Annotated in this window: 25 protein-coding genes and 2 pseudogenes; 15 read left to right on the top strand and 12 right to left on the bottom strand. The window is 67.7% G+C overall.

The genetic code is table 11. The features are described 5' to 3' along the window. Nucleotides 1-270 precede the first annotated feature (270 nt). The 3 genes from BMZ83_RS12135 to BMZ83_RS12145 all read left to right on the top strand — a co-directional run bounded on the left by BMZ83_RS12135 (nt 271) and on the right by BMZ83_RS12145 (nt 3266). Nucleotides 271-912, top strand: coding sequence for a helix-turn-helix domain-containing protein (locus BMZ83_RS12135; RefSeq protein WP_074879027.1), 642 nt, complete (start codon nt 271-273; stop codon nt 910-912). 224 nt (nt 913-1136) lie between these two features. Then, nucleotides 1137-2540: a permease gene (locus BMZ83_RS12140; RefSeq protein WP_074879029.1), complete on the top strand. Its 1404-nt coding sequence runs from the start codon at nt 1137-1139 to the stop codon at nt 2538-2540. A 132-nt stretch (nt 2541-2672) separates the two neighbouring features. Next, nucleotides 2673-3266 carry a helix-turn-helix transcriptional regulator gene (locus tag BMZ83_RS12145; RefSeq protein WP_074879080.1) on the top strand — a complete coding sequence of 198 codons (594 nt, stop codon included), beginning with the start codon at nt 2673-2675 and terminating at the stop codon, nt 3264-3266. 110 nt (nt 3267-3376) lie between these two features. Here BMZ83_RS12145 and BMZ83_RS12150 read toward each other — a convergent pair whose 3' ends face one another. Further along, complete coding sequence (locus tag BMZ83_RS12150) at nt 3377-4162, bottom strand: sulfite exporter TauE/SafE family protein (protein WP_074879031.1); 786 nt, start codon at nt 4160-4162, stop codon at nt 3377-3379. A 279-nt stretch (nt 4163-4441) separates the two neighbouring features. Between BMZ83_RS12150 and BMZ83_RS12155 the strand changes: the two genes are divergently transcribed. The 6 genes and pseudogenes from BMZ83_RS12155 to BMZ83_RS12180 all read left to right on the top strand — a co-directional run bounded on the left by BMZ83_RS12155 (nt 4442) and on the right by BMZ83_RS12180 (nt 10481). Continuing rightward, nucleotides 4442-6223, top strand: coding sequence for a 5'-nucleotidase C-terminal domain-containing protein (locus BMZ83_RS12155; protein ID WP_074879033.1), 1782 nt, complete (start codon nt 4442-4444; stop codon nt 6221-6223). 102 nt (nt 6224-6325) lie between these two features. After that, nucleotides 6326-7048, top strand: a pseudogene (locus BMZ83_RS12160) (rhodanese-like domain-containing protein). A gap of 220 nt (nt 7049-7268) precedes the next feature. Beyond that, nucleotides 7269-7586 carry a hypothetical protein gene (locus BMZ83_RS12165; RefSeq protein WP_074879035.1) on the top strand — a complete coding sequence of 106 codons (318 nt, stop codon included), beginning with the start codon at nt 7269-7271 and terminating at the stop codon, nt 7584-7586. A 186-nt stretch (nt 7587-7772) separates the two neighbouring features. Beyond that, on the top strand, nt 7773-8006 hold the full coding sequence (locus BMZ83_RS12170) for an SHOCT domain-containing protein (protein WP_241729598.1): 234 nt from the start codon (nt 7773-7775) through the stop codon (nt 8004-8006). Between the two features lie 356 nt (nt 8007-8362). After that, nucleotides 8363-8560, top strand: a pseudogene (locus BMZ83_RS17240) (response regulator); the annotation flags it as partial. A gap of 265 nt (nt 8561-8825) precedes the next feature. Further along, a complete protein-coding gene (locus tag BMZ83_RS12180) occupies nt 8826-10481 on the top strand; it encodes an acyl-CoA synthetase (protein WP_074879038.1) in 1656 nt (551 codons plus the stop codon). 2 nt (nt 10482-10483) lie between these two features. On the opposite strand, the gene BMZ83_RS12185 is transcribed toward BMZ83_RS12180, so the two are convergent. The 3 genes from BMZ83_RS12185 to BMZ83_RS12195 form a co-directional block, all read right to left on the bottom strand. Continuing rightward, nucleotides 10484-10918 (bottom strand): hypothetical protein, encoded by a 435-nt coding sequence (locus BMZ83_RS12185; RefSeq protein ID WP_074879040.1) that lies wholly within the window; start codon nt 10916-10918, stop codon nt 10484-10486. Nucleotides 10919-11043: 125 nt separating this feature from the next. Beyond that, complete coding sequence (locus BMZ83_RS12190) at nt 11044-12351, bottom strand: acetamidase/formamidase family protein (protein WP_074879041.1); 1308 nt, start codon at nt 12349-12351, stop codon at nt 11044-11046. Nucleotides 12352-12432: 81 nt separating this feature from the next. After that, nucleotides 12433-13755 (bottom strand): putative ATP-dependent zinc protease, encoded by a 1323-nt coding sequence (locus BMZ83_RS12195; protein ID WP_074879043.1) that lies wholly within the window; start codon nt 13753-13755, stop codon nt 12433-12435. A 121-nt stretch (nt 13756-13876) separates the two neighbouring features. Here BMZ83_RS12195 and BMZ83_RS12200 point away from each other — a divergent pair, with 121 nt between their 5' ends. The 4 genes from BMZ83_RS12200 (at nt 13877) to BMZ83_RS12215 (ending at nt 18445) form a co-directional block, all read left to right on the top strand. Beyond that, on the top strand, nt 13877-14899 hold the full coding sequence (locus BMZ83_RS12200) for a succinylglutamate desuccinylase/aspartoacylase family protein (RefSeq protein ID WP_074879045.1): 1023 nt from the start codon (nt 13877-13879) through the stop codon (nt 14897-14899). Nucleotides 14900-15119: 220 nt separating this feature from the next. Next, nucleotides 15120-15785 carry a PH domain-containing protein gene (locus tag BMZ83_RS17470; RefSeq protein WP_394327204.1) on the top strand — a complete coding sequence of 222 codons (666 nt, stop codon included), beginning with the start codon at nt 15120-15122 and terminating at the stop codon, nt 15783-15785. After that, the gene (locus BMZ83_RS12210) at nt 15782-17350 is read left to right on the top strand and encodes a PH domain-containing protein (protein WP_074879047.1); all 1569 of its coding nucleotides are present in this window, start codon (nt 15782-15784) and stop codon (nt 17348-17350) included. Before BMZ83_RS17470 ends, BMZ83_RS12210 begins: the two co-directional genes overlap by 4 nt. Nucleotides 17351-17434: 84 nt before the next feature. After that, nucleotides 17435-18445, top strand: coding sequence for a Cdc6/Cdc18 family protein (locus BMZ83_RS12215; RefSeq protein WP_074879049.1), 1011 nt, complete (start codon nt 17435-17437; stop codon nt 18443-18445). Nucleotides 18446-18478: 33 nt separating this feature from the next. Here the strand turns inward: BMZ83_RS12215 and BMZ83_RS12220 are convergent, their stop codons facing one another. From BMZ83_RS12220 to BMZ83_RS12230, 3 genes are all read right to left on the bottom strand, one after another. Beyond that, nucleotides 18479-19339: an SDR family NAD(P)-dependent oxidoreductase gene (locus BMZ83_RS12220; protein WP_074879051.1), complete on the bottom strand. Its 861-nt coding sequence runs from the start codon at nt 19337-19339 to the stop codon at nt 18479-18481. A gap of 54 nt (nt 19340-19393) precedes the next feature. Next, nucleotides 19394-19657: a hypothetical protein gene (locus BMZ83_RS12225; protein WP_074879053.1), complete on the bottom strand. Its 264-nt coding sequence runs from the start codon at nt 19655-19657 to the stop codon at nt 19394-19396. 604 nt (nt 19658-20261) lie between these two features. After that, the gene (locus tag BMZ83_RS12230; protein WP_074879055.1) at nt 20262-21047 is read right to left on the bottom strand and encodes a sulfite exporter TauE/SafE family protein; all 786 of its coding nucleotides are present in this window, start codon (nt 21045-21047) and stop codon (nt 20262-20264) included. Nucleotides 21048-21169: 122 nt separating this feature from the next. On the opposite strand from BMZ83_RS12230, the gene BMZ83_RS12235 reads away from it, so the two are divergent. After that, nucleotides 21170-23557: a heavy metal translocating P-type ATPase gene (locus tag BMZ83_RS12235; protein WP_074879058.1), complete on the top strand. Its 2388-nt coding sequence runs from the start codon at nt 21170-21172 to the stop codon at nt 23555-23557. 84 nt (nt 23558-23641) lie between these two features. On the opposite strand, the gene BMZ83_RS12240 is transcribed toward BMZ83_RS12235, so the two are convergent. The 3 genes from BMZ83_RS12240 to trxA are packed head-to-tail and all read right to left on the bottom strand — an operon-like array spanning nt 23642 to nt 25422. Further along, on the bottom strand, nt 23642-24025 hold the full coding sequence (locus BMZ83_RS12240; RefSeq protein ID WP_074879060.1) for a hypothetical protein: 384 nt from the start codon (nt 24023-24025) through the stop codon (nt 23642-23644). Continuing rightward, nucleotides 24025-25062: an NAD(P)/FAD-dependent oxidoreductase gene (locus tag BMZ83_RS12245; protein ID WP_074879062.1), complete on the bottom strand. Its 1038-nt coding sequence runs from the start codon at nt 25060-25062 to the stop codon at nt 24025-24027. The genes BMZ83_RS12240 and BMZ83_RS12245 overlap by 1 nt, the downstream gene beginning before the upstream one ends. Further along, a complete protein-coding gene (trxA, locus tag BMZ83_RS12250) occupies nt 25063-25422 on the bottom strand; it encodes a thioredoxin (protein WP_074879064.1) in 360 nt (119 codons plus the stop codon). It abuts the gene before it with no gap. 117 nt (nt 25423-25539) lie between these two features. Here trxA and BMZ83_RS12255 point away from each other — a divergent pair, with 117 nt between their 5' ends. Beyond that, nucleotides 25540-25746 (top strand): hypothetical protein, encoded by a 207-nt coding sequence (locus BMZ83_RS12255; RefSeq protein WP_074879066.1) that lies wholly within the window; start codon nt 25540-25542, stop codon nt 25744-25746. A gap of 24 nt (nt 25747-25770) precedes the next feature. Here the strand turns inward: BMZ83_RS12255 and BMZ83_RS12260 are convergent, their stop codons facing one another. Together BMZ83_RS12260 and BMZ83_RS12265 are read right to left on the bottom strand one after the other, a co-directional pair. Further along, entirely contained in the window at nt 25771-26175 is a 405-nt protein-coding gene (locus BMZ83_RS12260) for a helix-turn-helix domain-containing protein (protein WP_074879068.1), read from the bottom strand. A gap of 163 nt (nt 26176-26338) precedes the next feature. Beyond that, nucleotides 26339-26911 (bottom strand): sulfite exporter TauE/SafE family protein (locus BMZ83_RS12265; protein ID WP_143076953.1); only part of this gene is annotated, 573 nt, incomplete at its 5' end.

Below are 26911 nucleotides of genomic sequence, written 5' to 3' on the forward strand. Positions count from 1 at the left end.
CTACTCACCCCCGGTTTCGAAGGGGCGGACGAGACACGAGCCACAGCAGGTGCCGCCTCCTGCTTGACACGCGACAGCTCCCTGACGATAGAAACGCGGACGACGTGAAATCGAGAGCCCGGTCCGCTAGCCACGTATTCGCGGAGTACCGACATTACGTGTCTCTACACTCCTCGGCTGGTTAGTGATCAGCACGAGCTATTGAGGTACATCCTCACATGTTCGCATCCACCGCTATTATGAGCGGTCCGTTAGGGGACGCTACCGACGATGCCACACGCGAAACTCTCCGTCGATATTCCGGACCACACCTGGATCGGGGATCTCTCGACCGCGCATCCGGAGGTGGTGTTTCAAGTCGTCACGAGTATTCCCGGCGAAGGGACCGGGATCGGACTGGTCAGGCTCAAGACTACCGACCCACTGCCGCTCATTACCGACATTCAGTCACGTGACGACGTCGAGGACCTCGAACTACTCTGGAAACACGACGACGAGGCGCTCCTCCAGATCGAGACGGCGAACCCGCTCCCGCTTCTCCCGGTCCTGCGAGCCGGTGTCCCGCTCAAGATGCCCTTCGATATCCAGGACGGGACGGCCACGTGGGAGGTGACGACGTCGACGAGCCGGCTCTCGAGTCTCGGCGATCACCTCGACGATTTGGGTATCGGCTTCGCGATCGAGCACGTCCGCGAGATCGACGCGAGTCGAGCGGACCAGTTGCTGACTGACCGACAGCAAGAAGTGCTGCTGGCTGCCGTCGACGCAGGCTACTACCGCGCACCTCGGGAATCGACGTTAGGCGACGTGGCGGAGGCGCTCGACGTCGCGAACGCGACGTGTAGCGACGTGCTCCATCGGGCTGAGGGCCACATCATCCACTGGTTCGTCGAGGAGCACGTGGAAGCGTAACTCTCGGGGTCCGCGGCTGAGAGCGGCGTGTTCAGGTACCGTGTCGGGGATGGCCACCCCCTCGGTGTGCCGGCGGACCGTGACGGGAACGTGCGTGACTGCCCTTTCGACTTGGATCCATCCGAGACGGCGTTGCTCCGGTTTGGAATCCACAGTAGGAGCGCCCTCCCAACGGCGGTGTCCGAAGGACAACTGCAATAGATGATCCCTCCGATGATACACGTATGCAGGTAACGATGATCGAGAGCGTTCTCGAGGCCCTCCGCATCGGTGTCGGGTTCCTCTGGACGGCGGCGTGGGCGATCATCATGGGCCTCACGATCACGAGTCTGGTCCAGGTTTACGTTTCCAAGGAGCGAATGGCGCAGGTGCTGGGCGACGGCGACCTGCGCGGCCTCACCAAGGCCACCGCGTTCGGGGCGGCGAGCAGCGGCTGCAGTTTCGGGGCCGTCGCCATCGGGAAGGGACTGTTCAAGAAGGGCGCCCACGCGGTGAACTTCCTCGCGTTCATGTTCGCGTCGACGAACCTGATCGTCGAACTCGGCTTGATGATCCTGATCCTGCTGGGCTGGGAGTTCCTCCTCGCGGAACTGCTCGGCGGCCTCGTCCTCATCGCCGTCATGGCCGTCATCGTCCACCTCACGCTGCCCGAGACCTTGTTCGACGAGGTTCGTGACGCACTCAACCGGCGCGATCGGGAATCAGGCGTCACGGAAGACCCCACCTGCGGGATGGAGGGGACCGACGAGTACACCCTCACGACCGACGGCGGTGAGACGTTGAAGTTCTGTTCGGAAGGGTGTATGGAGACCTATCTCCAGGAGACGTCGAGTGGCGGAGGGTGGCGCGACGAGTTGCTGTCGTGGGGGGGCTGGTACAAGGTTGCTAATCAGTACCGCAAGGAGTGGTCGATGATCTGGAAGGACGTCGTCGCGGGGTTCCTCATCTCCGGGTTCGTGATCGTCTTCGTCCCACAGTGGGTCTGGAACACGCTGTTCGTCCAGGGCGACGGCCTCCTCGTCACCGCCGAGAACGCGATCATGGGCGTCGCCATCGCCGTCATCAGTTTCGTCGGCAGTATGGGCAACGTCCCCTTCGCCGTCGCGCTCTGGGGGGGCGGCATCAGCTTCGCCGGCGTCATCGCGTTCGTCTACGCCGACCTCATCACGATCCCCGTGTTGAACGTCTACCGGAAGTACTACGGCTGGAAAGTGATGCTGTACATCCTCGGCGTCTTCTTCGTCACGATGGCGTTCACCGGGTTCCTGATGGAGCTGCTGTTCGACGCCTTCGACATCGTTCCGGACCTGGCTGGCGGGGAGACGGCGACCGAGCAGACGTACTTCGAACTCAACTACACGTTCTACCTCAACCTCGTCGCCTTCGCGCTCTCTGGGTTCCTCCTGTACGTCTATCGACGGGGACTCGGCGCGCCGGGGCAGTACCGGGATCCAGTCTGTGGCATGCGGACCGACGACGACGGCCCGAGCGCGGCCCACGCGGGGACGACGTACTACTTCTGCTCGAAGACCTGTAAGCGAACGTTCGAGAAGCACCCCTCCGAATTTGCACAGCAACACCCACGGGTTTCGGAGACTGGGTCTTCCCGGAGCCATGAACATCACTGACCACCACGTCTCGATCGCAAGTATCGCGGCTAGGCACCCACGGGTGTTGCGTTGGCCGATCAAAACTGCTACAGCGATGTCTCGCAAACTCCCGTGTATGAGTAAGTATCCCGGCGGACCGAGGTGGGGGAGATGAATCGACGGCAAGCCGATACAGTAGTCGGCGGCTTGGTCGCTGTCGTCCTCGTCGTCGGCGGTGTGCTCAGCTGGCAAGCGTACCAGCGACAGCAGGCGTTCGACCAGATGGGATCGATGATGGGCACGTCGATGGGGTCCGTTCACGGGACGAATCCACTCTGGTACGTTCTTGGAACCCTCCTCGTCTCGGCTGTCGTCGGTGGGGGGTATCTCGTGATTCGGGATGAGGTCACCAGCGTAGACGTAAACGACCGCTCACAGACCGAGATGACGGATCCGACCGGTCCTGAGAGTGCCGAACCACCGGAGGGGGACGCCCAATCAGCGGGGGGTATCAACCCAGAGGCGCAGCCACAGACTCGCGTATTAGACCTCTTGCCCGATGACGAACGCCGCATCCTCGAACCAGTCATCACCTCGCCTGGCATCACACAGATCGAGCTCAGGGATCGCTCGGACTTCTCGAAGAGCAAGGTAAGTCAGACGGTGAGCGCTCTCGAGAAGCGCGGCCTACTGTACCGCGAGCCCCAGGGGCGAACGTACCGTATCTATCCGAGTGACAATTTGCAGCAGAACCAGGGGCAGTAACGATCGTTACTCTCGATCCAGAACTGTTTGGAACCGTGTGAGTGCTTGCGGGTCCAACGAATAAAGGGAGGAGGCACCGAAACCCCCGTTCAGAGAACAGCTGAACACGGTTAGAGTTCCGGAACCGCCGTATACAGGAGGACGACCGCGTTCACGGTCAGTAGCCCCAGTACGACCCACTGGAAGATGCGTTCGGGGATGTTGTCGAAGATGTACACGCCGATCCAAGAGCCGACGAACACCATCGGCATGGCGACGGCAGCCTCGATCATCAGCGGCATCGTCACGTCTCCCGTGTAGGTGAGACTCCCGAGGCGATACAGCATGAGCGTCCCGAAGAAGGCGGTGAACGTGGCCTTCATCTCCTCGTCGCTCCAGAATCCGCTCGCCGACATGAACGCCCCGTAGACGATCATCGGCGGGCCGGGAACGGCGACGGCGCCGCCGAAGACTCCGGCGAGCAGCCCGGCCGTCGCGCCAATTATCTTCCCCGGTCGGTAGTCCTTCTCCTCGATCCAGTCCGTAACGACATCGAGTTGCTGGGTCGCGCCGACGACGATGACCGCTAACACGAGAACCCCCCCGATGGCGACGCGCATCTGTGCCGCGTCGAACCCACTGAACACGTAGATACCGAGCGGCATCCCGACGACGAGCCCAGCGACAGGGACGATCCACTTCTCCCAGTCGAACGCGTCCCGGACGCTCCACCAGACGCGGGCGTTGGCCACCACCGCCGTCGCCGTGAAGATGATCGACGCGCTCGAGGGCGACCGAAACAGCGGCATTATGCCCATCGACACCTGCGCGAAGCCGAACCCCGCAATACCGTGAACGGCGGCCGCGAAGAGGATGACGACTGCAGACAGCCCCGTCGTTACCCAGTTAGTCGTCATCGATACCGCCTCCACGAACGAGGCAGTGGGCGCATCTGTGTGGACGATGCTACGGCTTCCTTCTTTAATAATTACCCCGGTGAGCCGAAGGGAGACGCCCCGGCCATAGTTCGCGATCGCTCTCAGGTCGAGGCCGAGTTTGTATGTCCAACTCGGAAGTGTGCTTCTCGGATATGGAGTCCGGTCTTCTGCGATGCAGTGTTGGTGAATACACGTCTATTTTCAAATATCAACCCCAAATCATGAACAGTAGGAGCGCGTAGCTGTACGCCCGTCACGATGAACGATACCAAGGCACTCGGTGAGTGGACGTCCCTCGGTGGCGACCTTGCCAGCGACGGTGCGGGCGCCCCCGACGTGGTCTTCACGCACGTCAGCGACCTCCACGGCCAGCTAACGCCGCGCTACCAGGTCTACTACGACAATCCAACGTCGAGGCCGAACTTCGACTTCGGAGACGACGACCGCGTCGTCGAGCGCGGCGGCGGGATCCCCCTGCTCGCGGCCAAACTCGACGAACTTCGCGAGGATCACGACGTGTGTACGCTCATGAGTGGGGACACCTTCCACGGCTCCGCCGTGACCACCTACACCAACGGGCGAGCGATGCTCGACCCCATCAACGACCACGTCGCGCCCGACATCTATGTCCCCGGCAACTGGGACTACTCGAACGAAGCCGCGGAGGACGGTAACTTCGTAGAACTGATGGACGACCTCGACGCCCCGATTCTCGCGAACAACCTCTACGATTGGGAGATCGACGAGCGATTGTACGACGCGTACAGCATCCTCGACGTTGGCGGACTCTCGGTGGGCGTCGTCGGGATGACGAACGTCTACGTCGACCGGATGGCACCCGCGTTCTACGAGGGGAAGTACCGCTTCGGCAAGCACCCCGCGCTCCTCGAGGAGTCCGCACAGGCCGCCCGCGAGGACGGCGCCGACGTCGTGGTCGCGGTCACCGAGATCGGCCTCCCGTGGGTGGTCCAAGCCGCCAAGGACTGTGCGAGCGTGGACGTGATGTTCAGCGCACACACCCACGAGTACACCTACGACCCGATCGTCGTCGAGGAGACCGAAACCGTCGTCGTTGAGTCCGGGATGGGCGAGGCGCTCGGCCGTGTGGACCTCCGGGTTCGAGACGGGGAGGTACAGTTCCGTCATCAGCTCTACTGTCTGACCGAGGATGGCGAGCACACGCCGGAACCGGACGCCGACGCGGCGGAGACAGTCGAATCGGTGCGTGCACCGTTCCTCGAGGACGACCTGGGGTTCGATCGAGGAGCCGGGACGCTCGAGAAGCCCCTCGATACCGTCGTCGGCCGGACAGAAGAGCCACTCTACCGGCAGTCGTTCCTCGAAAGCGCCTGGAACACGCTGTTCAACGACGCACTGCAGGCACACTTCGACACGGATCTCGCCGTCTCGCACGGGTTCCGGTACGGGACTGCGATCCCGCCCGGAGAGATCACGCTCGGCGAACTGTACACGTTCTTCCCGATGGCGACGCCCGTCGCCCGTGGTGTCGCCTACGGCCAGCAACTCACGAACCACATGGAGGAGTTCCTCGAAGACAACTTCACGCCGTACCCCTACGACCAGGAGGACGGTCGAATCCGCAACTTCTCCTCGAACGTCGAGGTGACCGTCGATCCGACCGCAAAGCGCGGCCGTCGCCTCGTCGAGATGCGAATCGACGGCGAGCCAGTCGACCCGGAGGAGACGTATTCGGTGGCGACGTTCCGCCGGCCCGGTGATCCCGAACGCGACCTCGGCAACTGCGGGTTCCCGTTCCAGGACGTCGAGGTCGACGACGGGACGATACCGGTCGACGTCATCGTCGAGTATCTCGAGGACCACTCGCCCGTCGACTACGCGGTGATGGGACTGGTCGAGACAGCCGACGATGGCGGTCGAGTCCAGAACACGCCCGCGGACGGGGCGTATCCGTTCATCCAGCCCGGCGTCGACTACACCGACGGCGAGGCGTACTGCGAGACGTCGATGATTCCGCGCGGGAACACGTTCCCCGATGAAGGGCGTAACCGAACCCGCTAGACGGCGACGGCGCACGCGACAATTCCGACGAACGACATACGCGACACGACACAGGCAAAATACAATGGTCAAAACAGCACACCGTAACGACTTGCAGACGAGATCGACGCCGACGAACAGTTCACGCTCATCGACGTGCGTCCCGAAGACAGCTACGTAGGCCTGGCACGTGCGCGACGCGGTGAACGTTCCGTACGACCTCGACGGGGGGTCGAGCGAGGAGCAACTGAACGGGGTGAACGCACTGGTCGACGGCCGGCCGGTCGTCGCTATCTGCGGGAGCGGTATATCGTCGACGCCGTTCGCGTTCGACCTCGAAGAGCACGGCTACGACGACGTCTCGGTCGTCACTGGCGGCATGGAGGACTGGAGCAAACTCTCCGAGGTCGTCCCCATCGAGACGTCCAACTCCCGTTGACGGGTGATACGCTGTTCGTCGACTCCGTCGGGCGGACCGAACTCCAGTTCGGCGAGGACGGCGCCTCGCGTGGCGCGGAACTGCTGTACGACTCGCTCCACGAGACGATTCTCGACCTCCTGGACGACACGACGATCCTGCCAGGCCACCTCACCGTCACGGGCGACGGCTGTTACGAGAACGGCTCGCCGGGCGAACCCCTCGAAGCTCGGCTCGGAGACCTCCGTGCCGAACTCGACGTCCTCGGGCTGGACCGCGAGGCGTTCGTCGAACGATTGGCCGAGGATGTCCCGGAGAAGCCCCCGAACTACGAGACAGTTATCGCCATCAACACCGGCAAGGAGACCGTTGACGACGAGAGCGAGGCGACGGAGCTCGAACTGGGGCCGAACAACGGTGCCGCATAGGCACAGCGCCGTCGCCGGCCAGTAACCCAGATTCGGCCGGGGAGGTTCTCTCCCGGGAGAAGGGTTGAGTGCCAACCCGGCGAATTCGGGCCGGAGGAACGGTGCTCGTTCTGAAAACGGTTAAATCGTCTCATACACGTTATCGAACGTTCTCCTACGCGGGTTCACACCCACGTCGATAACTCCCGAGCAGTCCTACGAGTAACTGGAGAGAAAGACAATGACCAACTTCAAACTCGGCCGCTGGCTGCTCGTGGCGCTCGCGATCGTCGGACTCGCGGTCGCAGCCCCGGCAGTCAGTGCACACGGTGACGAACCGGGCCAGGGGAACGAGACGGCCGCTGACGGGATGCCGGTCGACGGTGATGCGGCGGACTGGGCAACCTGGATGGAGGGGCACATGACCGACTACATGGGCCCGAACGCCGTCGACGAGATGGAGTCGCACATGGGCGTGAGCGTCGATGAGATGGCTCGGGAGATGGCGGACGAGGAGCACACCAGTACCGGGATGAACGGACAGGGACACGGCTGCTAGCGATCCCTGTCTGCGCCTCCCGTCTAGAACGGAGACAAGCCGGACTGCAACCCCACGATCACAATGACACACGAACTCAGCACCCTCGGACGGACGACTCGTCGAATCGCCACGCTCGCAGTTTCGCTGTCAGTCGCAGCAACGGGCACCGCAGCCGCTCACGGTGGCGGTGGCTACGGGGGCGGTATGATGGGCGGCGGCTGGGGGCTCTTCGGCGGCGCGATGGGTCTCTGGGGCCTCCTGTGGATGGCCCTGCTGATTGGCGTCCCGCTCTACGTCGGCTACTCGGTCCTCGACAGCGGTTCCGGGGGGACCGATGGCGGGTCGCTTTCCGTTCTCCGTGAGCGCTACGCCCGCGGGGAGCTCTCCGACGAGGAGTTCGAGCGTCGACGAAAACAGCTCGAGTCGTCCAACCGCTGAACGGACACGCCAGGCGGTGACCGGCGACTGACCGATCCACTGACGGAAGCGATCCCGCCCCTCGCCCCCATTCCTTCGGACTCGATGCGGCTGCCGCAGACGATCGCCCTCCGGTCGGACAGGCGGCTCCGTCTCCTCGGCACAGATCGGAACAGTGGATGGGCCGGTGATCCCCCTCCTAAGGCTCGAACCCCAGAGGTCGGCAGTACAGCCGTTCGGATCGGCGCGAACCTAGCACCTAGTACGCCGCGTGTCAGTCATGATCGCGTGATTCGTTCGAGCGCATGACGCCCTCGACCGACCCGATTCACGTCCTCCACGTCGACGACGACCCGGATTTCGGTGATCCCGTTTCGATGTATCTCGAGCGTGAGGACGACCGGTTGTCGGTTCTGACGGCGGCGACCCCCGACGAAGCCGTCGACGTCTTGGCGGCTCGCGATGTCTACTGTGTCGTCTCCGATCACGAGATGCCCGAGCCGAACGGGATCGAGTTCCTCGAAACGGTCCGTGAGGACAACCCCGACCTCCCGTTCGTTCTCTACACGGGCAACGAGGAGGTCGTGAGCGGCGCGATCTCCGCCGGCGTCACGGAGTACCTGCAAAAGGAGGGCGGGACGAGCCGGTACGCGGTCCTGGCGAACCGGATCACGAACGCTGTCGAGCAGTACCGATCGAGCCGTGCCCTCGAAGCCAGTCAGGAACGCCTCTCGCCGTTCTTCGAACAATCCCGTGTTCGTGACGGGTTCCCAGGCCACCGTACGGCGTCCCGTCGGAACCCGAACGGTTATTCCACCTGGCCCACACGTTCGGGTGATCATGTCCGTCGACTACGAGGCCGCCGTCGATGCGTTCGAGTGGGACATTCCGGAGGATTACGCGATCACGTCGACGATCGAAGACCACGCGGAGGCGTTCGGGGACCGCGTCGCCGTCACGTTCCTCGACGGGGACGGAACGCAAGCCGAGCGGACGTACGCCGACGTCCGGGACGACATGAACCGGTTCGCCGAGGCGCTGGCGTCGCTGGGCGTCGGCGAGGGCGACCGCGTGATGCACCTGTTCCCGCGCCACCCCGACGCCTTCGCGATCCAGTTGGGGGCGCTCAAACGGGGCGCACTGCTCGTCCCCTGTTCGGCGATGCTGAAGCCCAAGGACATCGCCTTCCGCGCGAACGACTGCGAAGCGACGACCGTCGTCGCCCACGAGTCGCTCGTCGACATGGTCGAGCCGGTGCTCGACGAGACGCCGCTCGAGACGACGATCGCCCTCGACGGCGCGCCCGACGGTTGGGCGTCGTTCGCCGACCTGATCGACGGCGCCGACACCGAGCACGACGGGCCCGAGATCGGCGCCGAGGACCCGATGAGCATCAACTACACCTCGGGGACGACCGGCCAACCCAAGCCCGTCCTCCACCGTCACCGGTGGCTCCGGGCGTTCGAACTCGTCAACGGTCCCTACTGGTGGGGTGTCTCCGCCGAGGACGAGCAGCCGGCGGGCGTCGAGGGTGACGGCGTCGATCTCGACGACGAGCTGCTGTGGGCCACGACGGGCACGGGCTGGGCGAAGTGGTTCTGGTCGCCCGTCGGCGTCGCGCTCACGACCGGCGCCCGCCAGCTCCTCTATCAGGGGGAGTTCGACGCCGACGAGTTCCTCTCCGTGATGGCCGAGGAAGGAGTGACGCGGCTCTGTGCGGTGCCGACCCAGTACCGGATGTTCACCCAGACCGACCTCGACCAGTACGACCTCGACCTCGTCGAGGCGCTGTCGGCGGGCGAGCCCCTGAACCGCGAGCCGATCGAGGCGATCCAGGACGCCTACGGCATCACGCCGCGGGACGGCTACGGGCAGACCGAAACCGTCGCGCTCGTCTCGAACTACCCGGGGATCGACGTGAAGGAGGGCTCGATGGGCAAGCCCACCCCCGGACTGGGGACGACGATCATCGACACGCAGGACGAGGCGGAAGTCGAGCAGGGCGAGATCGGCGAGATCGCCGTACCCGTGGACTGTCCGGGCACCTTCGACAGCTACTACGAGAAGCCGACCCTCGACGGGAAGACCTTCGACGGCGACTACTACCGCACCGGCGACCTGGCTCGGGAGGACGAGGACGGCTACTTCTTCTTCGAGGGGCGCGCCGACGACATCATCCTCTCCTCCGGCTACCGGATCGGCCCCTTCGAGGTCGAGGACGCGCTGGTCTCCCACGAGGCCGTCGCCGAGGCTGCCGCGGTCGGCTCACCCCACGAGGAGCGCGGGAACGTCGTCAAGGCGTACGTCGTCCTCGCCGAGGGGTACGACGGCGACGACGAGCTCACCGACGCGCTGCAGCGCTACATGAAGGAGGAGACGGCGCCGTACAAGTACCCGCGCCGGATCGAGTACGTCGACGAACTCCCCAAGACGGCCTCGGGGAAGACTCGCCGGATCGAGCTCCGCGAGCGCGAGCAAAACCGGTTCGGGGAGTAGCCCTACGTCGCCGCCCCTCGGACTCGATCGAGGCCGAGGCGCAGGAGGAAGCCGGCACCGAACGCGACGCTCCCGACGAGTATCGACGCCAGGGCGAACACGCCGAGACTCACGGGGTCGAACAGGAACGCGAGCTTGCCCGGGAGCGAGTGGCCCGAGAGACTCAACAGTCCCCACTCGGCGTGGAACCCGAGATACGCCGCGAAGACGGAGACCCACGCCGGGAGCAGCGCCCCGCGTCCGTAGCCGATCAGGCCGGCGGCGACGACGCCGACGACGGTCGCGTCGAACGGCAGGACGACGATGCCGCCCTCGACGCTGAACAGGCCGATGGCGTACCCGACGAACGTCCCGACGAACAGGACGGCAGCGACGAGAAGGTCGAGGTTCCGCTGGAACGGATCGCCGAGGAGGAGATCGCGCGCGGTGGGGGACATACAGGGTGGTGGGTGGGAGGGACCAAGTGGTTTTCCCGACGATCTACCGCACTGGCCGCGGGTCCCTCCCCGCAAGGTGGTAGCCGGACTGCCCGCAGTAGGCCGTCTGCGGGCCGATGTGTCGCTTAGAGCCCGTACTGCTCGCGGACGAGCCCGTCCATCCCGCGATCCTCGAGGATCTCCATCGGGACGAGCATGTCGAGCTGGACGACGCCCGGGAGGCGCCCGATCTGGACGCCGCCGGTGAACGTACAGCGAGCGCGGATCTCGCCCTCGCTCATGTCGAGCAGTTTCGAGGCCCGGTCGAACGCGTTCTGGGTGGCGTCGTTGACCGTCGCCCCCGAGCCGACCACCTGGATCGGCCCCATGTCGGTGTTCACGTCGACGCCGTGTTCGGCGCCGAGGTCCCGGCCAGCGTCACGCTCGTCGTCGCTGTAGGGCTGGCTGATGAACGGCAGGTCCTCCTCGTTGGGCAGCAGGACCGGCCCGTCGAGTTCGAGGTCCTCGATCACTTCCACGTCCATCGTGACGGTGCCGCTCACGTCGGTCGTGTGCAGCGAGAGCTCGCCGTCGCCCTGGTTGGCGTGGAGGTCACCGACGTAGATCCCCCCGCCGTCGACGTCGACGGGGCAGAGCAGCGTCGCGCCCGCCCGGACCTCGGGAACGTCCATGTGGCCGTCGGTACGCTTCTCCAAGTCCTCCTCCGTTTCGACGCCGTAGTCGTGCTCGGCGCCGATCAGGTTCTGGCCGAAGTCACCGGCGTTGTGGGAGTCGGGCATCGTGACCGACGGCGTCGTGCCGATGTTCCCGATGAACGGTCGGAGCCGCCCGAGCGTCCCCGGCATCCCGTCCGGTTCGTAGAGCAGGATGGGGTGCTGGCGGGCGTTCTCGGGGATGTCCATCACCTCCTCGGCGTCCGTCGCGAGTTCGTGCGCGCCGTCCTCGTCGAGGGTGACCCCCACCGCGTTCTCGTGGTCGAACGCGACCGTGTAGCCGTACTCGAAGCCGAAGGAGGAGGCGTTGGCGCCACACTCCGCACAGCGGATGGCGTCCTCGCCGGTCCCCTCGACGATCGAGTCGGGCCACGTGGTGCCACACTCCGGACACCGGTGATCGACGAACGGGTCGTCCGTGAAGGCGTCCTCGCGTTCGGCCATCGACCCCGTGCTCGTGGCCATGCTCGTCACCTCCACGTCGCGGATGTGGATCGCGACGGCGTCGCCGACCTCCGCCCCCTCGACGCGGATCGGCCGCGTGACCTCGTGGCCGCCGCGGAACGAGGGCGTAATCATCGGGCCCCAGCAACCCGGCGGCGTGTACGTGGTGACCGTGCCGCCGTCGGCGACTGTGCCGGCCCACTCCTGGTCCGGCCCGACGAGCCCGAGCGTGTACTGATCGACGTACAGCTCCTGGTTCACTTCCTGTTGAGACATGCCACGTTACGATTGGGGGCGACTCAGCATAAGTTCGCCGCCCGTGTCACGCGTGATCGGCCCGCCGGCACGCCACGCGACCTACTCCTCGTCCGACCCGTCGCCGTCCGAGCGCCGCCGAACGTCGACCCGGTAGTGCTGGAGGATGTCCCGACCGAGCAACAGCGGGTAGTCCATGTGGCCCCGGTCCTCCAGCGACGCGGCGACGGTGTGGCGGTCCCCGCCGACGCCGACGACGATGTCGACGACCGGCCGCGCCTTCCCCGATTTGACGCTCCCGGAGCGGACTTTCGTCATCGACTTGATCGGGCCCGCGCCGATCTTCGCCGCGAGCCGCGTGTCGATGCTCGTTCGCGACGCGCCCGTGTCGGATTTGGCGACGATTCGCTCGGTCCCGCTGGTCCCGGAGACGAGCACGTCCTCCGTGTACCCGATGGTCGTGACTTCCTCGGACTGCCGCTCGGGCTCGGTGGCCACGGCCGCGGGTGTGGAGTCGTCGAGGGAGGTCGCGAGTTCGGCGACCCGTTCGTCGTCCACCTCGCCGCCCGCCGTCTCGATCGCGAGTTTCGCGATGGACGGCGCCGGGCTCACGCCGGTCGCCTGGAACAGCCCCTTGAAACCGGCCGTCGGGTTGACTTCGAGGAGGTGCCAGCCGTCCTCACCTTCCACGAGGTCGACGCCCGCGTACTCCAGCCCGACGCTGTCGGCCGCCCCCAGCGCCATCTCCGCGGCCGCCTCGGGGAGATCGTCGACGCCCTCGACCGACCCGCCGAGCGCGACGTTCGTCCGCCAGTCGTTCTCCGGCGCGTACCGCCGCATGGTCCCGACGATCTCGTCGTCGACGACGTACACGCGGAGGTCACGGTGGTGGTCGCTGTCGCGCTCGACGAGCTCCTGGAGGAACGCGTACCGCTCGCCGACGCGGGGGTTGACCTGTTCGTCGGCGCTGATCTTCCACGTGCCGCCGCCGTGTGTGCCGATCGCGGTCTTGTAGACGACCTCGTCGCCGTACTTGGCTTTCTCGCCGTTCAGGCGGTCGGCGTCGAGCGCGAGCGTGGCGTCAGGCAGGCGGACGTCGGAGTCCACGAGCGCGGTCGCGGTCGCGAACTTGTGAAACGCCGTGAGGACGTTCCGCGGCCGGTTCAGCATCGGCCGCAGGTTGCTCAGCGAGAGCGCGAGGCCGAGCAGTTCTGCCGGCTGTTCGGTCTTCGAGAGCAGCAGCCGGTTCGCGATGACGTCGACGTTCGGGTCGAGCGTCGCCGTGCCGTCCTCGATGTCCACACAGAGGTTGTCCTCCCGGAGCCAGACGCCCGTGTGGCCGAGCGCCTCCACCGCGTTCAGGATCGCCTTCGTCTCCTTGCTGTTGTGGAGGCTGAGTACGCCCACTGAGACAGAATCGTCCATTAGTCGGAATATCGACCGATAGCGACTAAACGCTGCCGATGGGCGGCGTGATTGTTCCGCCGGGGACGTCCCCGCCGGCCGGTCACCCCAGTTTTAAGCAACCGCCGCCAAGCACGTCCTCATGACCGAGGGGGCGTTCACGTACAACGGCGGCCGGGTCGATCCCGGGGAGCGCGCGGACATCCGGTACAGCATCAGCGAGACGTACCTCGGCGACCCCGTCCGCATCCCGGTCTCCATTATCAACGGCGAGCACTCCGGCCCGACGGTGTGCCTCTCCGCGGCCTCCCACGGCGACGAGCTGAACGGCATCGAAGTCGTGCGCGAGGTCGCCCACGACTGGTCCCACACCAACCTCCACGGCACGCTCGTCTGCATGCCCGTGTTGAACGTGCCGGGGTTCGTCACCCAGCAGCGCTACCTGCCCGTCTACGACCGTGACCTCAACCGGTCGTTCCCCGGAAACGCCGACTCCACGAGTGCGAAGCGGATGGCCGACGACATTTTCCGGAACTTCGTCGAGCCCTGCGACCTCGGGCTCGACTTCCACACGTCGACCCGCGGCCGCACGAACATGCTCCACGTCCGCGCGGACATGGCCGACGACGACGTTCCGCGGCTCGCTCGCGCGTACGGGTCGAACGTCATCATCGACAGCGAGGGGGCGTCGGGGACGCTGCGCCACGAGGCGACCGCCGCGGGCGTCCCCACGATCACCGTCGAGATGGGCGAGGCCCACCGGTTCCAGCGACGGCTCATCGACGACGCGCTGGACGGCGTCGCGAGCGTGCTCGCGGAGTACGGCGTCTACCCGACCGAGCCCGTGAACTGGCCGGGCTGGCGCACGATCATCACCAGCGATCAGAAGACGTGGATCCGAGCCGACGACGGCGGCCTCGTGGACATGCACTACGACCGCGGCGACCTGGTCCACGAGGGCGATCCCGTCTGTAGCATCTCGAACCCGTTCAAGACCGACGTCGTAGACGTCGAAGCGCCGTTCACGGGCCTCCTCGTCGGGAAACTGGAGAACCCAGTGGTGTATCCGGGGAACCCGCTGATTCACCTCGTGGAACTGGACGCGCGGACGCAACGCGCCTACGAGCGCGAGCGGGCCGGGACGATGCCCGAGCGACCGACGTGAGCGAATTCGGGGTCAGTTCGACGCTGTCCCACCCCGAGGACGCCGGGTTCGCACCACGTCGGCGAACACAGTCGGTTCCCGCGCTCGTTCGCTCACACGCGCCGGTTGGACGCCGGGACGGGGCGCTTACCCGTGGTTAAGCGGCCGGGAAGAAGCGATCCTCGGCGACGCCCGCGTGACGGCGGTACGATTAAGCCGCCGTTGGCCCACCCATGTGACAGTGAGCGATCGCAACGACGACAACGTGGCGGACGACGAGCAGTCGACCGCCGGGACGCCGTCGACGCCGACCGACGGCGACCCCGAAGAAACGGCACCCGGCGACGGGGAGACGACCGACGAGCCGCCCTCCGTCGCGGCTGCGGCCGGGATCGACGACGACGTGCTCGACAGCCCGCGCGAACTCGCGTCGACGGTTCGCCTCCAGTGGATCCTCCGCTCGACGGTCGGCGCGGCCGTCTTCGGGGCGATCGTCGCCGGCATCACCCTCGTCGCCGGCGGCGCGACCGACGTGGTTCCCGCCGGGCGCTCGACCGCCGTGACCGCGGGGGTCGGGGTGTTCCTGCTCGCGGCGGTCTACGGCGTCCTGAAGGCCGTGCTGCTGTACCGATCCTGGGAGTACGTCGTCCGGGAGGACTCGCTGTACCTGCGCCGGGGCGTGTTCACCCGCGTCCGGACGGTCGTCCCGTACGTCCGCGTCCAGCACATCGACACGACGCGGAGCCCGCTCGAGCGCCTGCTCGGCCTGTCGACGCTCGTGGTCTACACCGCCGGCTCGCGGGGCGCCGACGTGACGATCCCGGGGCTCACCCCCGAGCGGGCGTCGACGCTGCAGACCCGCCTCGAACGGCTCGCCATCGAGTCCGAGGAGGCCGACGCCGTATGACCGACGGGGGTGATCAAGCGGAAGCGGAGCGCCTCATCGACCGCGCGTTCCGGCTGCACCCGCTGTCCATCCCGTACCGCGTGCTCGAGCAGGGGCTCGGCCTCGCCTTCGTGCTGCTGGTCGTCGGCGCCCCGGCGTTCGGCGTGGTCCAGGGTACCCTCGGGTCGACTCCGACGGCCGCGCTCGGCGTCGTGATCGTTCTGGGGGTCGTGGGCTACGGGGTCGCCTACTACCGCCGCTTCGAGTACGAACTCACGGCCGACACGTTCGACATCCGTTCGGGCGTGTTCGCCAGACGGGACCGGGAGATCCCGCTCCGCCGGATCCAGAACGTCGACATCAGCCAGAACGTCGTCCAGCGCGCGCTCGGCATCGCCGAGGTCCGCCTCGAGACCGCCGGCGGGAGCACCAGCGAGGCCCACCTCAAGTTCGTCAGCGTCGCGCGGGCGAACCGGCTCCAGCGCGAGATCAGCCGGCTGAGCCGCGCCAGCGACGAGCAGTCCGCGGAGCCCGAGACGTTCGAGACGCTGTTCGAGATCAGCGACCGCGAACTGGGCCTGCTCGCGGTGGTGTCGACCGACCTGCGGATCATCCCGGCGCTGTTCCTCGGCGCGTCGGTGTTCGCGCCGTCGGCGGCGGCGATGTTCGACGCCGAGATGCTGCTGTACGGCTACCAGTCGGTCGTCGGCGCGATCGTCGGCCCGCTAGTGACGCTCGCCGGGATCGTCCTGATCGGTCTGCTCTACGGCGCACTCAACGCGACGCTGTACTACGGGTTCACGCTGCGGGGCGCCGCCGACGAACTCCGGTACGAGCGCGGCCTCCTCCAGAAGTACAGCGGGACGATCCCGCTGTCGAAGATCCAGTCGCTCACCGTCGAGGAGAACGTCCTCGCGCGGTGGCTGGGCTACGCCTCGCTCGAGATCGAGACCGCCGGCCAGAGCGGTAGCGGGGCAGGGTCACAGGGGAGCACCCAGTCGGCGATCCCGATCGCGACGCGGGGCCGCGTGCTCGAACTCACCAACTCGATCGAGGCCGTCGGCGACGTGACGTTCGAGCGGCCGCCGAAACGGGCGCGCCAGCGCTACGTGGTGCGCTACGCCGCCGTCGTCCTCGTCCTCACGGGGCTGCTGTGGGGCGTCGACGCCGTCGTGGGGCTCCCCTTCGCGCCGTGGCTGGCGCTGGGGGCGCTCGTGCTCGTCCCCCCGGCCGCCCACCTGAAGTGGCGGAACCGCGGCTACGCCGTCGGCGAGAACCACGTCCTGACCCGGAACGGGTTCTGGGTGCGACAGACGAAGATCGTCCCCTACTACCGGGTCCAGACGGTCGCGAGTTCGGCGACGGTGTTCCAGCGCCGTCGCCGGTTGGGCACGGTGACGATCGACACCGCGGGCGCCCGGAGCCTCGTGGGCAACGACGCCGAGGCCGTCGACGTGGACGAGGGGACGGCGGCACGGTTGCGCGAGGCAGTCACCGCGAGCCTGTACACCGCGCTGCGACGGCGCCGCGAGGAGGACCGACGGGACCGTCGGCGCCCGAACGACGAACACGCGCCGGGGGGGTGACCTCGGACCGCCGGCGGCGGCGTTCGGAACTGATCGGAACACGAGGGGTTCCACTTATGCTGTCGTCGGCACACCACCCGGTAGATGCTGCGAGACGCGACGGTCTTCGAGGACGAACACCTGCCCCGGGAGATCGTCGGGCGCAACAGCCAGATGAACGAGGTGACCGACGCGCTCGCCCCCGTCGAGGACGGCGTCCGTGCGGAGAACTGCTTCCTGTTCGGCCCCAGCGGCGCCGGCAAGACCACCGTCGCCCGCGCCGCCGTCCGCGAACTCCGGCGCGAGGTGCTCGACGTGCCGACCGCCTACGTCAACTGCTGGAAGGACTACACCCGGAGCAGCGTGCTCGAACGCGCCGCGAACACGCTCGCCGACGCCGCCGTCCCGAAGAACGCGCCGGCGCGGGAACTGATCGACACGCTGCAGGACGGCCTCGACTCCCCCGGCGTCGTCATCCTCGACGAGGTCGACCAGCTGCAGGACGCGGACGTGCTGTACGACCTCCACTCCGTTCCGGGCCTCGCGTGGATCTGCATCGCCAACCGCGAGGTCGACCTGCTCGCCCGGCTGGACGAGCGCGTCCACTCCCGCATCTCCGTGGGCTACCGCGTCCAGTTCGATCGCTACACCGTCGACACCGTCACGGAGATCCTCGACCGCCGGACGGCACAGGGGCTCGAACCCGGGGCGGTCGAGCGCGGGACGCTGGAGCGCATCGCCGAACTCGTCGACGGCGACGCCCGGCAGGCGATCACGGCGCTACGCGTGGCTGCCCGCAAGAGCGAGCGCGAGGGGCTGTCGACGATCCCTCCACGGCTCGTCGACGACGCGGTGCTGGACGCCGAGGCCGAGGTCCGGCGGAAGACCATCTCGAAGCTCAACGACCACCAGCGCGTGCTCTACGAGTGCGTCGAGGAGCACGGCCCGCTGATCCAGAAGGCGCTGTACGACCGCTACCAGCGGGCCCACCCCGACCCGATCACGCTCCGGGCGCTGCGCAAGAACCACCTGCCGAAACTGGAACACTACAACCTGATCGAGACCGAGCGCGGCGGCGAAGGGAAGACCTACCGGCTGGCCTCGCGAACGGGGTAGCGCCCCGAGCGGGCCGCCGCGGCGACGGCAGACTCAGGGCCACGCCGGATCGACGCCGACGAGCGCCGCGCTCCGTTCCCAGAGTCGTTCCCGCCGGGCCGGGTCGGCGGCCTCGTCGGCCGGTTCCTCGATCCCGTCCCCGGCCACGTACACTCCCGTCCGGTCGCCGAACGTCGGGTCGGTCACGAGTCGGACGAGCCGATCGGCGCCCGCCTGCGGCGTCGTGCCGACACCGGGGACGAGCCCCGCCAGTCGGACCAGCAGTCGCGTCCGGCGCGACGCGTCGCGGAACAGCCCCGTCGACTGGACGAAGCCAGGGTGGAAACTGTTCGCGGTGACGCCGCTGTCGGCCGGGAGCCGCGCCGCGAGTTCGAGCGTGAACGCTACCAGCGCGAGCTTGGACCGGGCGTACGCCTGCAACGCGTCGTAGTCGGTCTCGAACTGGAGGTTCTCGAAGTCGAGCGTGGCCCGTCGGTGGAGCTCCGAGCCCGTGGTGACGATCCGGGCCGGCGCCGACGCCCTGACGGTGTCGAGCAACTCGTGGGTGAGGAGGTACGGCGCGAGGTAGTTGACCGCGAACGTGCGTTCGATCCCGTCGGCCGTCTCGACCCGGTCGCTCCCCGAGAGGCCGGCGTTGTGGACGAGCGCGTCGATCCCGTGGTAAGCGTCGCGGAGTTCGTCAGCGAGCGAGCGAACCCGGGCCTGTGTCGCCAGATCCGCCCGGTGGAACCGGATCGTCCCCGGTGCCGTCGACGGTTCGCCGGCGAGCGACTCGCCGGCGGAGCGGTCGCGGCCGACGACCGCGACGGTCCAGCCCGCGTCGGCCAACTCCGTCGCCGCGATCCGACCGATCCCGCTCGTTCCGCCGGTGAGAACGACGACGCCCTGACTCATGCCCCGCCGTACGGCCGGCGGCGAAGTGAACGTTCGGGGCCACCGATCAGGTCCTCAGCCGTGTCGTCCCTCTCGCCCCCGCCGTCGCCGAGCCCCGTCGTCCCGTCTCCGGATTGCCTGGGAGCTCGGCAGTCGCCGCGGGGCCATTGATCCGTCGAGCGCGTGGAGCGCGGCGACGACGACGCCCGCCGCGAGCCAGATGCCCGCCTCGGCGTCGAGCACGCCGAGCTCGCAGCCGACCTGGAGCGCCAGCCAGAGCAGTCCCGCGGTCGCGATCGTCCGCGTGCGCCCGTCGGCCAGCACGAGCGTGCCGAGCATGCACGCCGGCCCGCGCGGCAGATCGAGGCCGAGAGCCCCCGTGAGGGTCGTGACTACTCGCGGGGAGTCAGCGGTCGACGGCCGCCGCGGCGGTGCCGAGCGGTATCGGCGCGGCTCCCCGCGTCGTCTTCCGATCGACGGTGGCGCCGATCGGCGTCGAAGCCGGGCCGGCGGGGCGCCACGCCGGGTGGCCCGTCGCCGGGGCCGTCCGCTCGTTCGGTCGCCTCCGTTACGCGTCCCTGACCGGGGATGACTCGCCATACCCCCGCTCGCGACGCTGGGCCCGTCAAGCCTCGTCGGGGGGTTCCGTTCGGTTCTGGTCGCAAAGGAATCGACTGACTGGGGCGCGAAACGAACGGTTCCGGTCGGGTTCCGCTTCGGGCGTCGGCAGCAGCCGGCCACCGGGTCCGCGGTAGACGGGACGAAACCGGCGGACGTCGTGGTGTGGGGTCGTGAGGGTCGGTCACGGGCGGGGGAGCAGCGGTCGACAGCCCGACGGCCGGGGAGGGTTCGACTGCCGTACCAGAACCGTCAGGGGGATCGACCCCCAATAGCTGGCGTGAATCGCCCCGGAACCGACCGGCGCGGGCGCGGTCTCGCGCCGTCAGAACGGCAGGAAGACCGGGACTTCGACGTGGGGGATGGAGATCCCGAACAGGCTGAGCGAGTGGGCGATCGGCATCCAGCCCATGACGAGGAAGGCGACGCCGAGCACGCGGTGCAGGCGGTCCCGGTGGCGGTTGCCGACCGACTGGATCACGGTGCCGTAGAGGAACAGCGTCGGGAACGTCCCCAGCCCCAGCAGCGTGAGCGAGACGGCGCCGACCGCGGGCGAGCCCTGCGCGAACGCGTAGAGGAAGGCGGGGTAGAGGATCGGGCAGGGCAACAGCCCGTGGACGAGGCCGAGCCCGAAGATCCCCGGGCCGTTGGCCCACTCGTCGACGTGGGCGGTGAGGCGGCCGTAGACCGAACTGAACAGGCCGCCCCCGCCACCGAACAGCCCGTGGCCGCCGGACTGGCCGAGCGCGTATCGGGCGCCGACGACGAGGATCAGGACGCCGACGACCAGTCCGGAGACCGCCCGGACCGTGTCGCCGATCGCGGTGACCGTCGACGCCGCGCCGAAGACGACCGAGCCCAGCGCGCCGAACAGCGCGCCGATAACGGCGTAACTAACCGTCCGGCCCGCGTTGAACAGCGCGTGTTGCCGCACCTCGTACAGACTGAGCACGTTCTCGCTCCCGCTCTCCATCCTGTCGGCGTACATCGTCACCAGCGGCCCACACATGCCCAGACAGTGAGCGCCCCCGAGCAGGCCGACGACCAGGAAGAGGACGATCTCGACCTCGCCCGTCGGCAGCGGGCCGACGTGTGCGGGCGTCGGGATCATCGCTCACCTCGGCGGGGTCGTCGCGTCGGCGACGGTCGATCACGGATCACGATGCGGGGCTACGGACCGCACGGGGTTTTCAGTTCTGGTGTGACTCTCGAACGGCCTCGGGTGATCCAGGCATGACGGCGAGCGCCGACGAGGGCGAGTGTGCGCTCTGTGGCCTCCCGCTCTCGCGGGGCCGGGTCGAGGGCGAGGACGCGGTCTACTGCTGTACGGGCTGTCGGGACGTGCACGACGCCCTCGGCGACGCCGACGCGGACGTCGATCTCGACGCCGACGACGTGCGCGAGGCGGCCGCCGAGGACGCCGCCCTCGACGAGGAGCCCCCCGAGGGGTACGAGCGGTCGTACTTCCACGTCAGCGGGATGCACTGCACCACCTGCGAGGCGTTCCTGGAGTCCGTCGCGGGGAAGGAGGAGGGGATCGACGCCGCGCAGGCGAGCTACGTCACCGAAACCGTCCGGGTCGACCACGACCCCGAGCAGGTCGACGAGGGATCGGTGCAGGATCGACTCACGACCGCGGGCTACGTCGCCGACGACCGGGAGGAGGGGACCGCCGGCGCCCACGCCGAGGACACGCTGCTGTGGCGGATCGCCGCGGGCGTGATGCTCGGGATGGCGGTGATGCTCCCCTACTTCATCTACATCTACCCCGTCCACTTCGGGCTCTACCCGCCGTGGCTGGAGGAGATGGCCCGCGCTCAGCTCCAGGGGGCGTCGTACTTCTACGCCGTGCTGTTCCTGCTGACCTCGCTGGTGCTGTTCGGTGTCGGGAAGCCGATCCTGCGGGGCGCGCTCGTGAGCTTGCGTGCGAAATCGCCGAACATGGACTTGCTGGTGGCGCTCGCAGCAGTCAGCGCCTTCGCCTACAGCACGCTCGCGGCCGCGCTCGGCCGGATCGACATCTACTACGACGTGACCGTCGCGATCGTCGTCGTCGTCACCGCGGGCAACTACTACGAGTCCTCGATCAAGAAGCGCGCGATGGGGCTGCTCTCCGAACTCGGCGACGAGCAGGTCTCCGAGGCCACGCTGCTCGACGACGGCTCGACGACGACCGTCGCCGTGAGCGACCTCACGACGGACGACCGCGTGCTGGTCAGGACCGGCGACCGCATCCCCGTCGACGGAACCGTCGTCGACGGCACGGGGACCGTCGACGAGGCGGTCGTCACCGGCGAGTCCCTCCCGGTCTCGAAGGAGCCGGGCGATCAGGTGGTCGGCGGCTCGGTGCTCTCGGACGGCTCGCTCACGCTCGCGGTGGGTGAGGGCGCGACGAGCAGCATCGACCGCGTGACGAACCTGCTGTGGAACCTCCAGAGCGCCAACAGCGGCGTGCAGAAGCTGGCGGACCGGCTGGCGGTGATCTTCGTCCCGACGGTGGTGCTGCTGGCCCTGGTCGCCGGGGGCACCTACCTGGCGATCGGCGCCGGGCCGACGCAGGCGGTGCTGATCTCGCTGACCGTGCTGCTCGTCTCCTGTCCCTGCGCGCTCGGGCTCGCGACGCCGCTGGCGGTCGCCTCCGGCATCCGGGACGCCATCGAGCGCAGCATCGTCGTCTTCGACGAGACGGTGTTCGAGCGGTTCCGCGGCGTCGACACCGTGGTGTTCGACAAGACGGGGACGCTCACCACCGGCGACCTCGAGGTCACGGAGACCGGGGCGCCCGAGGACGCGCTCGCGGCCGCCGCGGCGCTGGAACGGCGCTCCTCCCACCCCGTCGCGACGGCGATCGCCGACGCGTTCGAGACCGGCTGGGACGACGATCCGGTCGAGGCGTTCGAGAGCCACACGAACGGCGTCTCGGGAACCGTCGACGGCGAGGCGGTCGTGGTCGGCCACCCGGACCTGTTCGACGAGCGCGGCTGGACCGTCCCCGAGGATCTGCGCGAGCGGGCGGCGTCGGTCCGCGAGCGGGGGAACCTCCCGATCCTCGTCGGCCGCGACGGCGAGGCCGAGGGCGTGATCGTTCTCGGCGACCAGCCCCGGGCGGGCTGGGAGGAGACCGTCACCGGGCTCGCCGACCGCGGCGTCGACGTGGTGGTGCTCACCGGCGATGAGAACGAGGCGACGGCCACCTACCGCGAGCACCCGGCGATCGACCAGGTGTTCGCGGGCGTGCCGCCGGAGGGGAAGGCCGAAACCGTCCGTCGGCTCGGCGCCGGTCGGACGCTGGCGATGGTCGGTGACGGCACCAACGACGGGCCCGCGCTGGCAAGCGCCGACCTCGGGATCGCGCTGGGCAGCGGCACCGCCATCGCCGTCGACGCCGCCGACGTGGCGATCATCGACGACGACCTGCGCTCGCTGGAGACGGTGTTCGACCTCTCGAAGGCGACCGGCACGCGCGTGAAACAGAACATCGGCTGGGCGTTCCTCTACAACGCGGTCGCGATCCCGCTGGCGCTGGCGGGGCTGCTCAACCCGCTGTTCGCCGCGGTCGCGATGGCCGCGAGCAGCATCCTGGTCGTGACGAACTCCTCGCGCCCGCTGCTGGAGGAGTAGCGCGTCGACGACGCCGTCGACAGTCAGAAGCGATTTTTCACCGAAGCGCTCGAACGCGGTCGAGTTACGACAGAAAGTGGAGGGTCAGTTCGCGCCACCGACCACGGCGTCGCCCTCGAGCACGGATTTCCGGGCGACGAGGTCGATCGTCGTCCCGAAGCCGATAGCGGTGCCGCCCTCGATCGCCTCGACGCGGAGCACCACGTCCTGCGGGCTCGCACAGCCGCAGTTGACGAACTCCTCCCACTCCTCGCCGACGGTGACCGGGCCGGCGTGAGCCCGCTGGAGGTACTGCAGGTAGGTGCTGTCGTTCATGTTCTCCTGGAGCCAGTCGCTGTCAGCGACCCACCAGGTGCCCTCGTCGTCGGGGTCGGCCTCCGGCGACCGGAACGAGAGGACGATCCGGTCGGCTTGGTCCTCGACGGTCGACGGGTCGGTCGTGTTGATCGTGTCGTCAGTGGTTCCCATCAGTCGTCAGCCTCCATCTGCGGTGTGTCGGCGCCGGCGGCCGCCACCGCAGTCGTCGACTCGAGCCACTCCTCGGTGTCGAGCGCGGCCATGCTGCCCATGCCGGCGGCGGTGACCGCCTGCTGGTACGCACGGTCCATGACGTCGCCCGCCGCAAAGACTCCCTCGGCGGCCGTCGCCGTCGTCGCCCACGACGCCGACTCGGTCGTTCGGACGTAGCCGTCCGAATCGAGTTCGACCGGGGTGTCCCGCAGGAACTCGGTGTTGGGCTCGTGGCCGATGGCGTAGAACACGCCGCCGACGTCGACGTCCTCGACGGTTACGTCCTCGCCGTTCTCGTAGCGCTCGCTGGGGTAGCCCTCGGGGTGGGAGACGAGCGTCGCGCCGGTGACGCCGGCCTCCTGGGAGCCGTCGATGGCCAGCAGCTCCGTGTTCCAGGCGAACTCGACGTCCTCGTGCTCTCGGGCGCGGTCGGCCATGATCTCCGAGGCGCGAAGCTCCTCGCGCCGGTGGACGACGGTGACGCTGTCGGCGAACTTCGCGAGGAACAGCGCCTCCTCCATCGCGCTGTCGCCGCCGCCGACGACGAGCACGTCGTCGCCGCGGTGGAAGGCGCCGTCGCAGGTGGCACACGTCGAGAGCCCGTAGCCCATCAGCTCCTCCTCGCCGTCGGCGCCGACCCAGCGGGCGCTCGCGCCGGTCGCGACGATGAGCGCGCGCGTGCGGATCGTCCCACCCGTCGAGAGCGAGAGCTCGAGCGGCTGGCCGTCCACGTCGGCGGCCTCGATGCTGCCGTGCTGGAACTCGGCGCCGAAGCGCTCGGCCTGCTCCGTCCCGCGCTGGATCAGCTCCATCCCGCCGACGCCCTCGGGGAACCCGAGGAAGTTCTCCACGTCGGTCGTGAGCGTCAGCTGGCCGCCCGGCTCGTCGCCCTCGAGGACGAGCGGGTCCAGGTCGGCCCGCGCCGCGTAGACGGCCGCCGACAGCCCGGCGACCCCGGAGCCCGCGACGACCAGTTCTCGGGTGTCCGCGGACATTTATTCGGCGTAGCGCTCGATCAGCGAGCGGAGCTGGTCCTCGCCCTGGACGCCGACGATCTCCTCGACCTGCTCGCCGTCGGCGAACAGGACGAGCGTGGGGACGCCGCGGACGCCGTAGGCGTTCGCGAGCATCTGGTTCGCATCGACGTCGACTTTCGCCACCGCGGCCTCGGTCTCCTCGGCCAGCGATTCGACGACCGGCTCGAGCATCTGACACGGGCCACACCAGTCCGCGTAGAAGTCCGTCAGCACCACGTCGTTCCCTGCGACGATCTCGTCCAGCGCCTCCTCCCCGTCCACGTAGATCGGCTCGGTGGGCGTGTCGGTGCTACTGTCCGCTGTAGAGTCAACTGACATCACGCTACCGTAGGAGCCAGTAGTTGTTAAGGGTTGTGGGTAATATGTACAAGACAACTGGGGCTATCCCGGGGGAGAAAGCGAAGGAGGTTTTTGTTCGCCCGCAGAGACCCGCCTATGAGCACTGATCGTGAGTGTCCCGACTGTGGAGAACCGCTGGAAGCCATGGAGCTACAGGGATCGAGCGCGCTCGGGGACGTGGTGCTCGTCTCCGACGAGTCGGCCGACGGGCTGTTCGGTGGGCTTCGCGCGGACGAGATCCTGGAGCCGGTGCCGTACGTCTGCCCGGCGTGTCGGCGGACGCTGTTCTACGCCGAGGAGTGACCCGGCAGCGAACCGACCGCGGCGCTAGCTCTCGGCCGACTGCGGCGGCGTGTACGTCTGCTCGTACTTGTTCTCGAACTCTTGGATGAGCTGGCCCATCTTGGCGTACCAGTCGTTGAGGATCCGCTGCATGTCGTCGGCGATCTTCGTGGGGTCGGTCGGGTAGTAGACGTGGTAGTAACCGCCCTGGTCGTAGTTCACCTGCTCCTTCTGGATGAACCCCGTCTGGAGCAGCCGCTGGACCGCCCGGTAGGCGGTCGAGCGCTCCCGATCGACCGCGTCGGCGATCTCGTCGACCGTCAGCGGCTCGGCGGCGTCGACGAGCGCCTCGAAACAGTCCCGGTCGAGCTGCTTCAGACCGTGGAAACACTCGAGCAGTCCCTCACACACCATATCTCGCTGCAGTTGTTCGGCCATCGCGTCCGGCATTGGTACCCGAGCTACCACGCAGGCGCCTAAAAGACTTGTGCGTAAATTGTACAATCTTCCGAACGGGAACACAAACCGCTCTCGGCAGTCGAAGTGGCGCTCGATCGTGCCGCGCAGAAAACGCCGCAGCGGTCGTGGGCGCGACGGGCCCGAACGGAACGCCTCAGTTGGTCACGTTCGTCGTCGAGTCAGTCTCGGCCCGGAGCGCCCGGATGGAGCTGACGACGACGGCGCCGGCGACTAGCGTCGCGGCGCCGAGGATCACGACCAGCGAGACGGTCTGGAGCACGGGAACGTCCAGGAACGTCCCGATCTTCCGCAGGGCGACCGCGATCGCACCCAGCAGCAGCATCACCCCGAAGTACACCTTGATCTCGTCCTCGTCGACCAGACTGGTCGCCGCTGCGCCGATCCGGGCGCCGCCGGCACTCCCCGCCAGCAGCGGGACGACGATCGTGAGGTCGACCGCGCCGTCCATCGCGTACAGGAAACTCCCGATCCCGCCCGAGAACACGATCTCGAACAGGTCCGTCCCGACCGCGATCGGAACCGGCACGCCGATCAGGTAGAACAGCGCGGGCATGCGGATGAACCCGCCGCCGACGCCGAGGAATCCGGAGAGCAGCCCGGTCGCGAACGCGACGAGGAGGATCATCCACAGCGAGACCTTGATCCCGCCCCGCAGGCTGATCATCGGCGGGACGCGGTAGGACTGGATCTTCTTGGCGATGTCGGG

The sequence above is a fragment of the Halolamina pelagica genome (assembly GCF_900115675.1).
Classification (GTDB): Archaea; Halobacteriota; Halobacteria; order Halobacteriales; family Haloferacaceae; genus Halolamina; species Halolamina pelagica.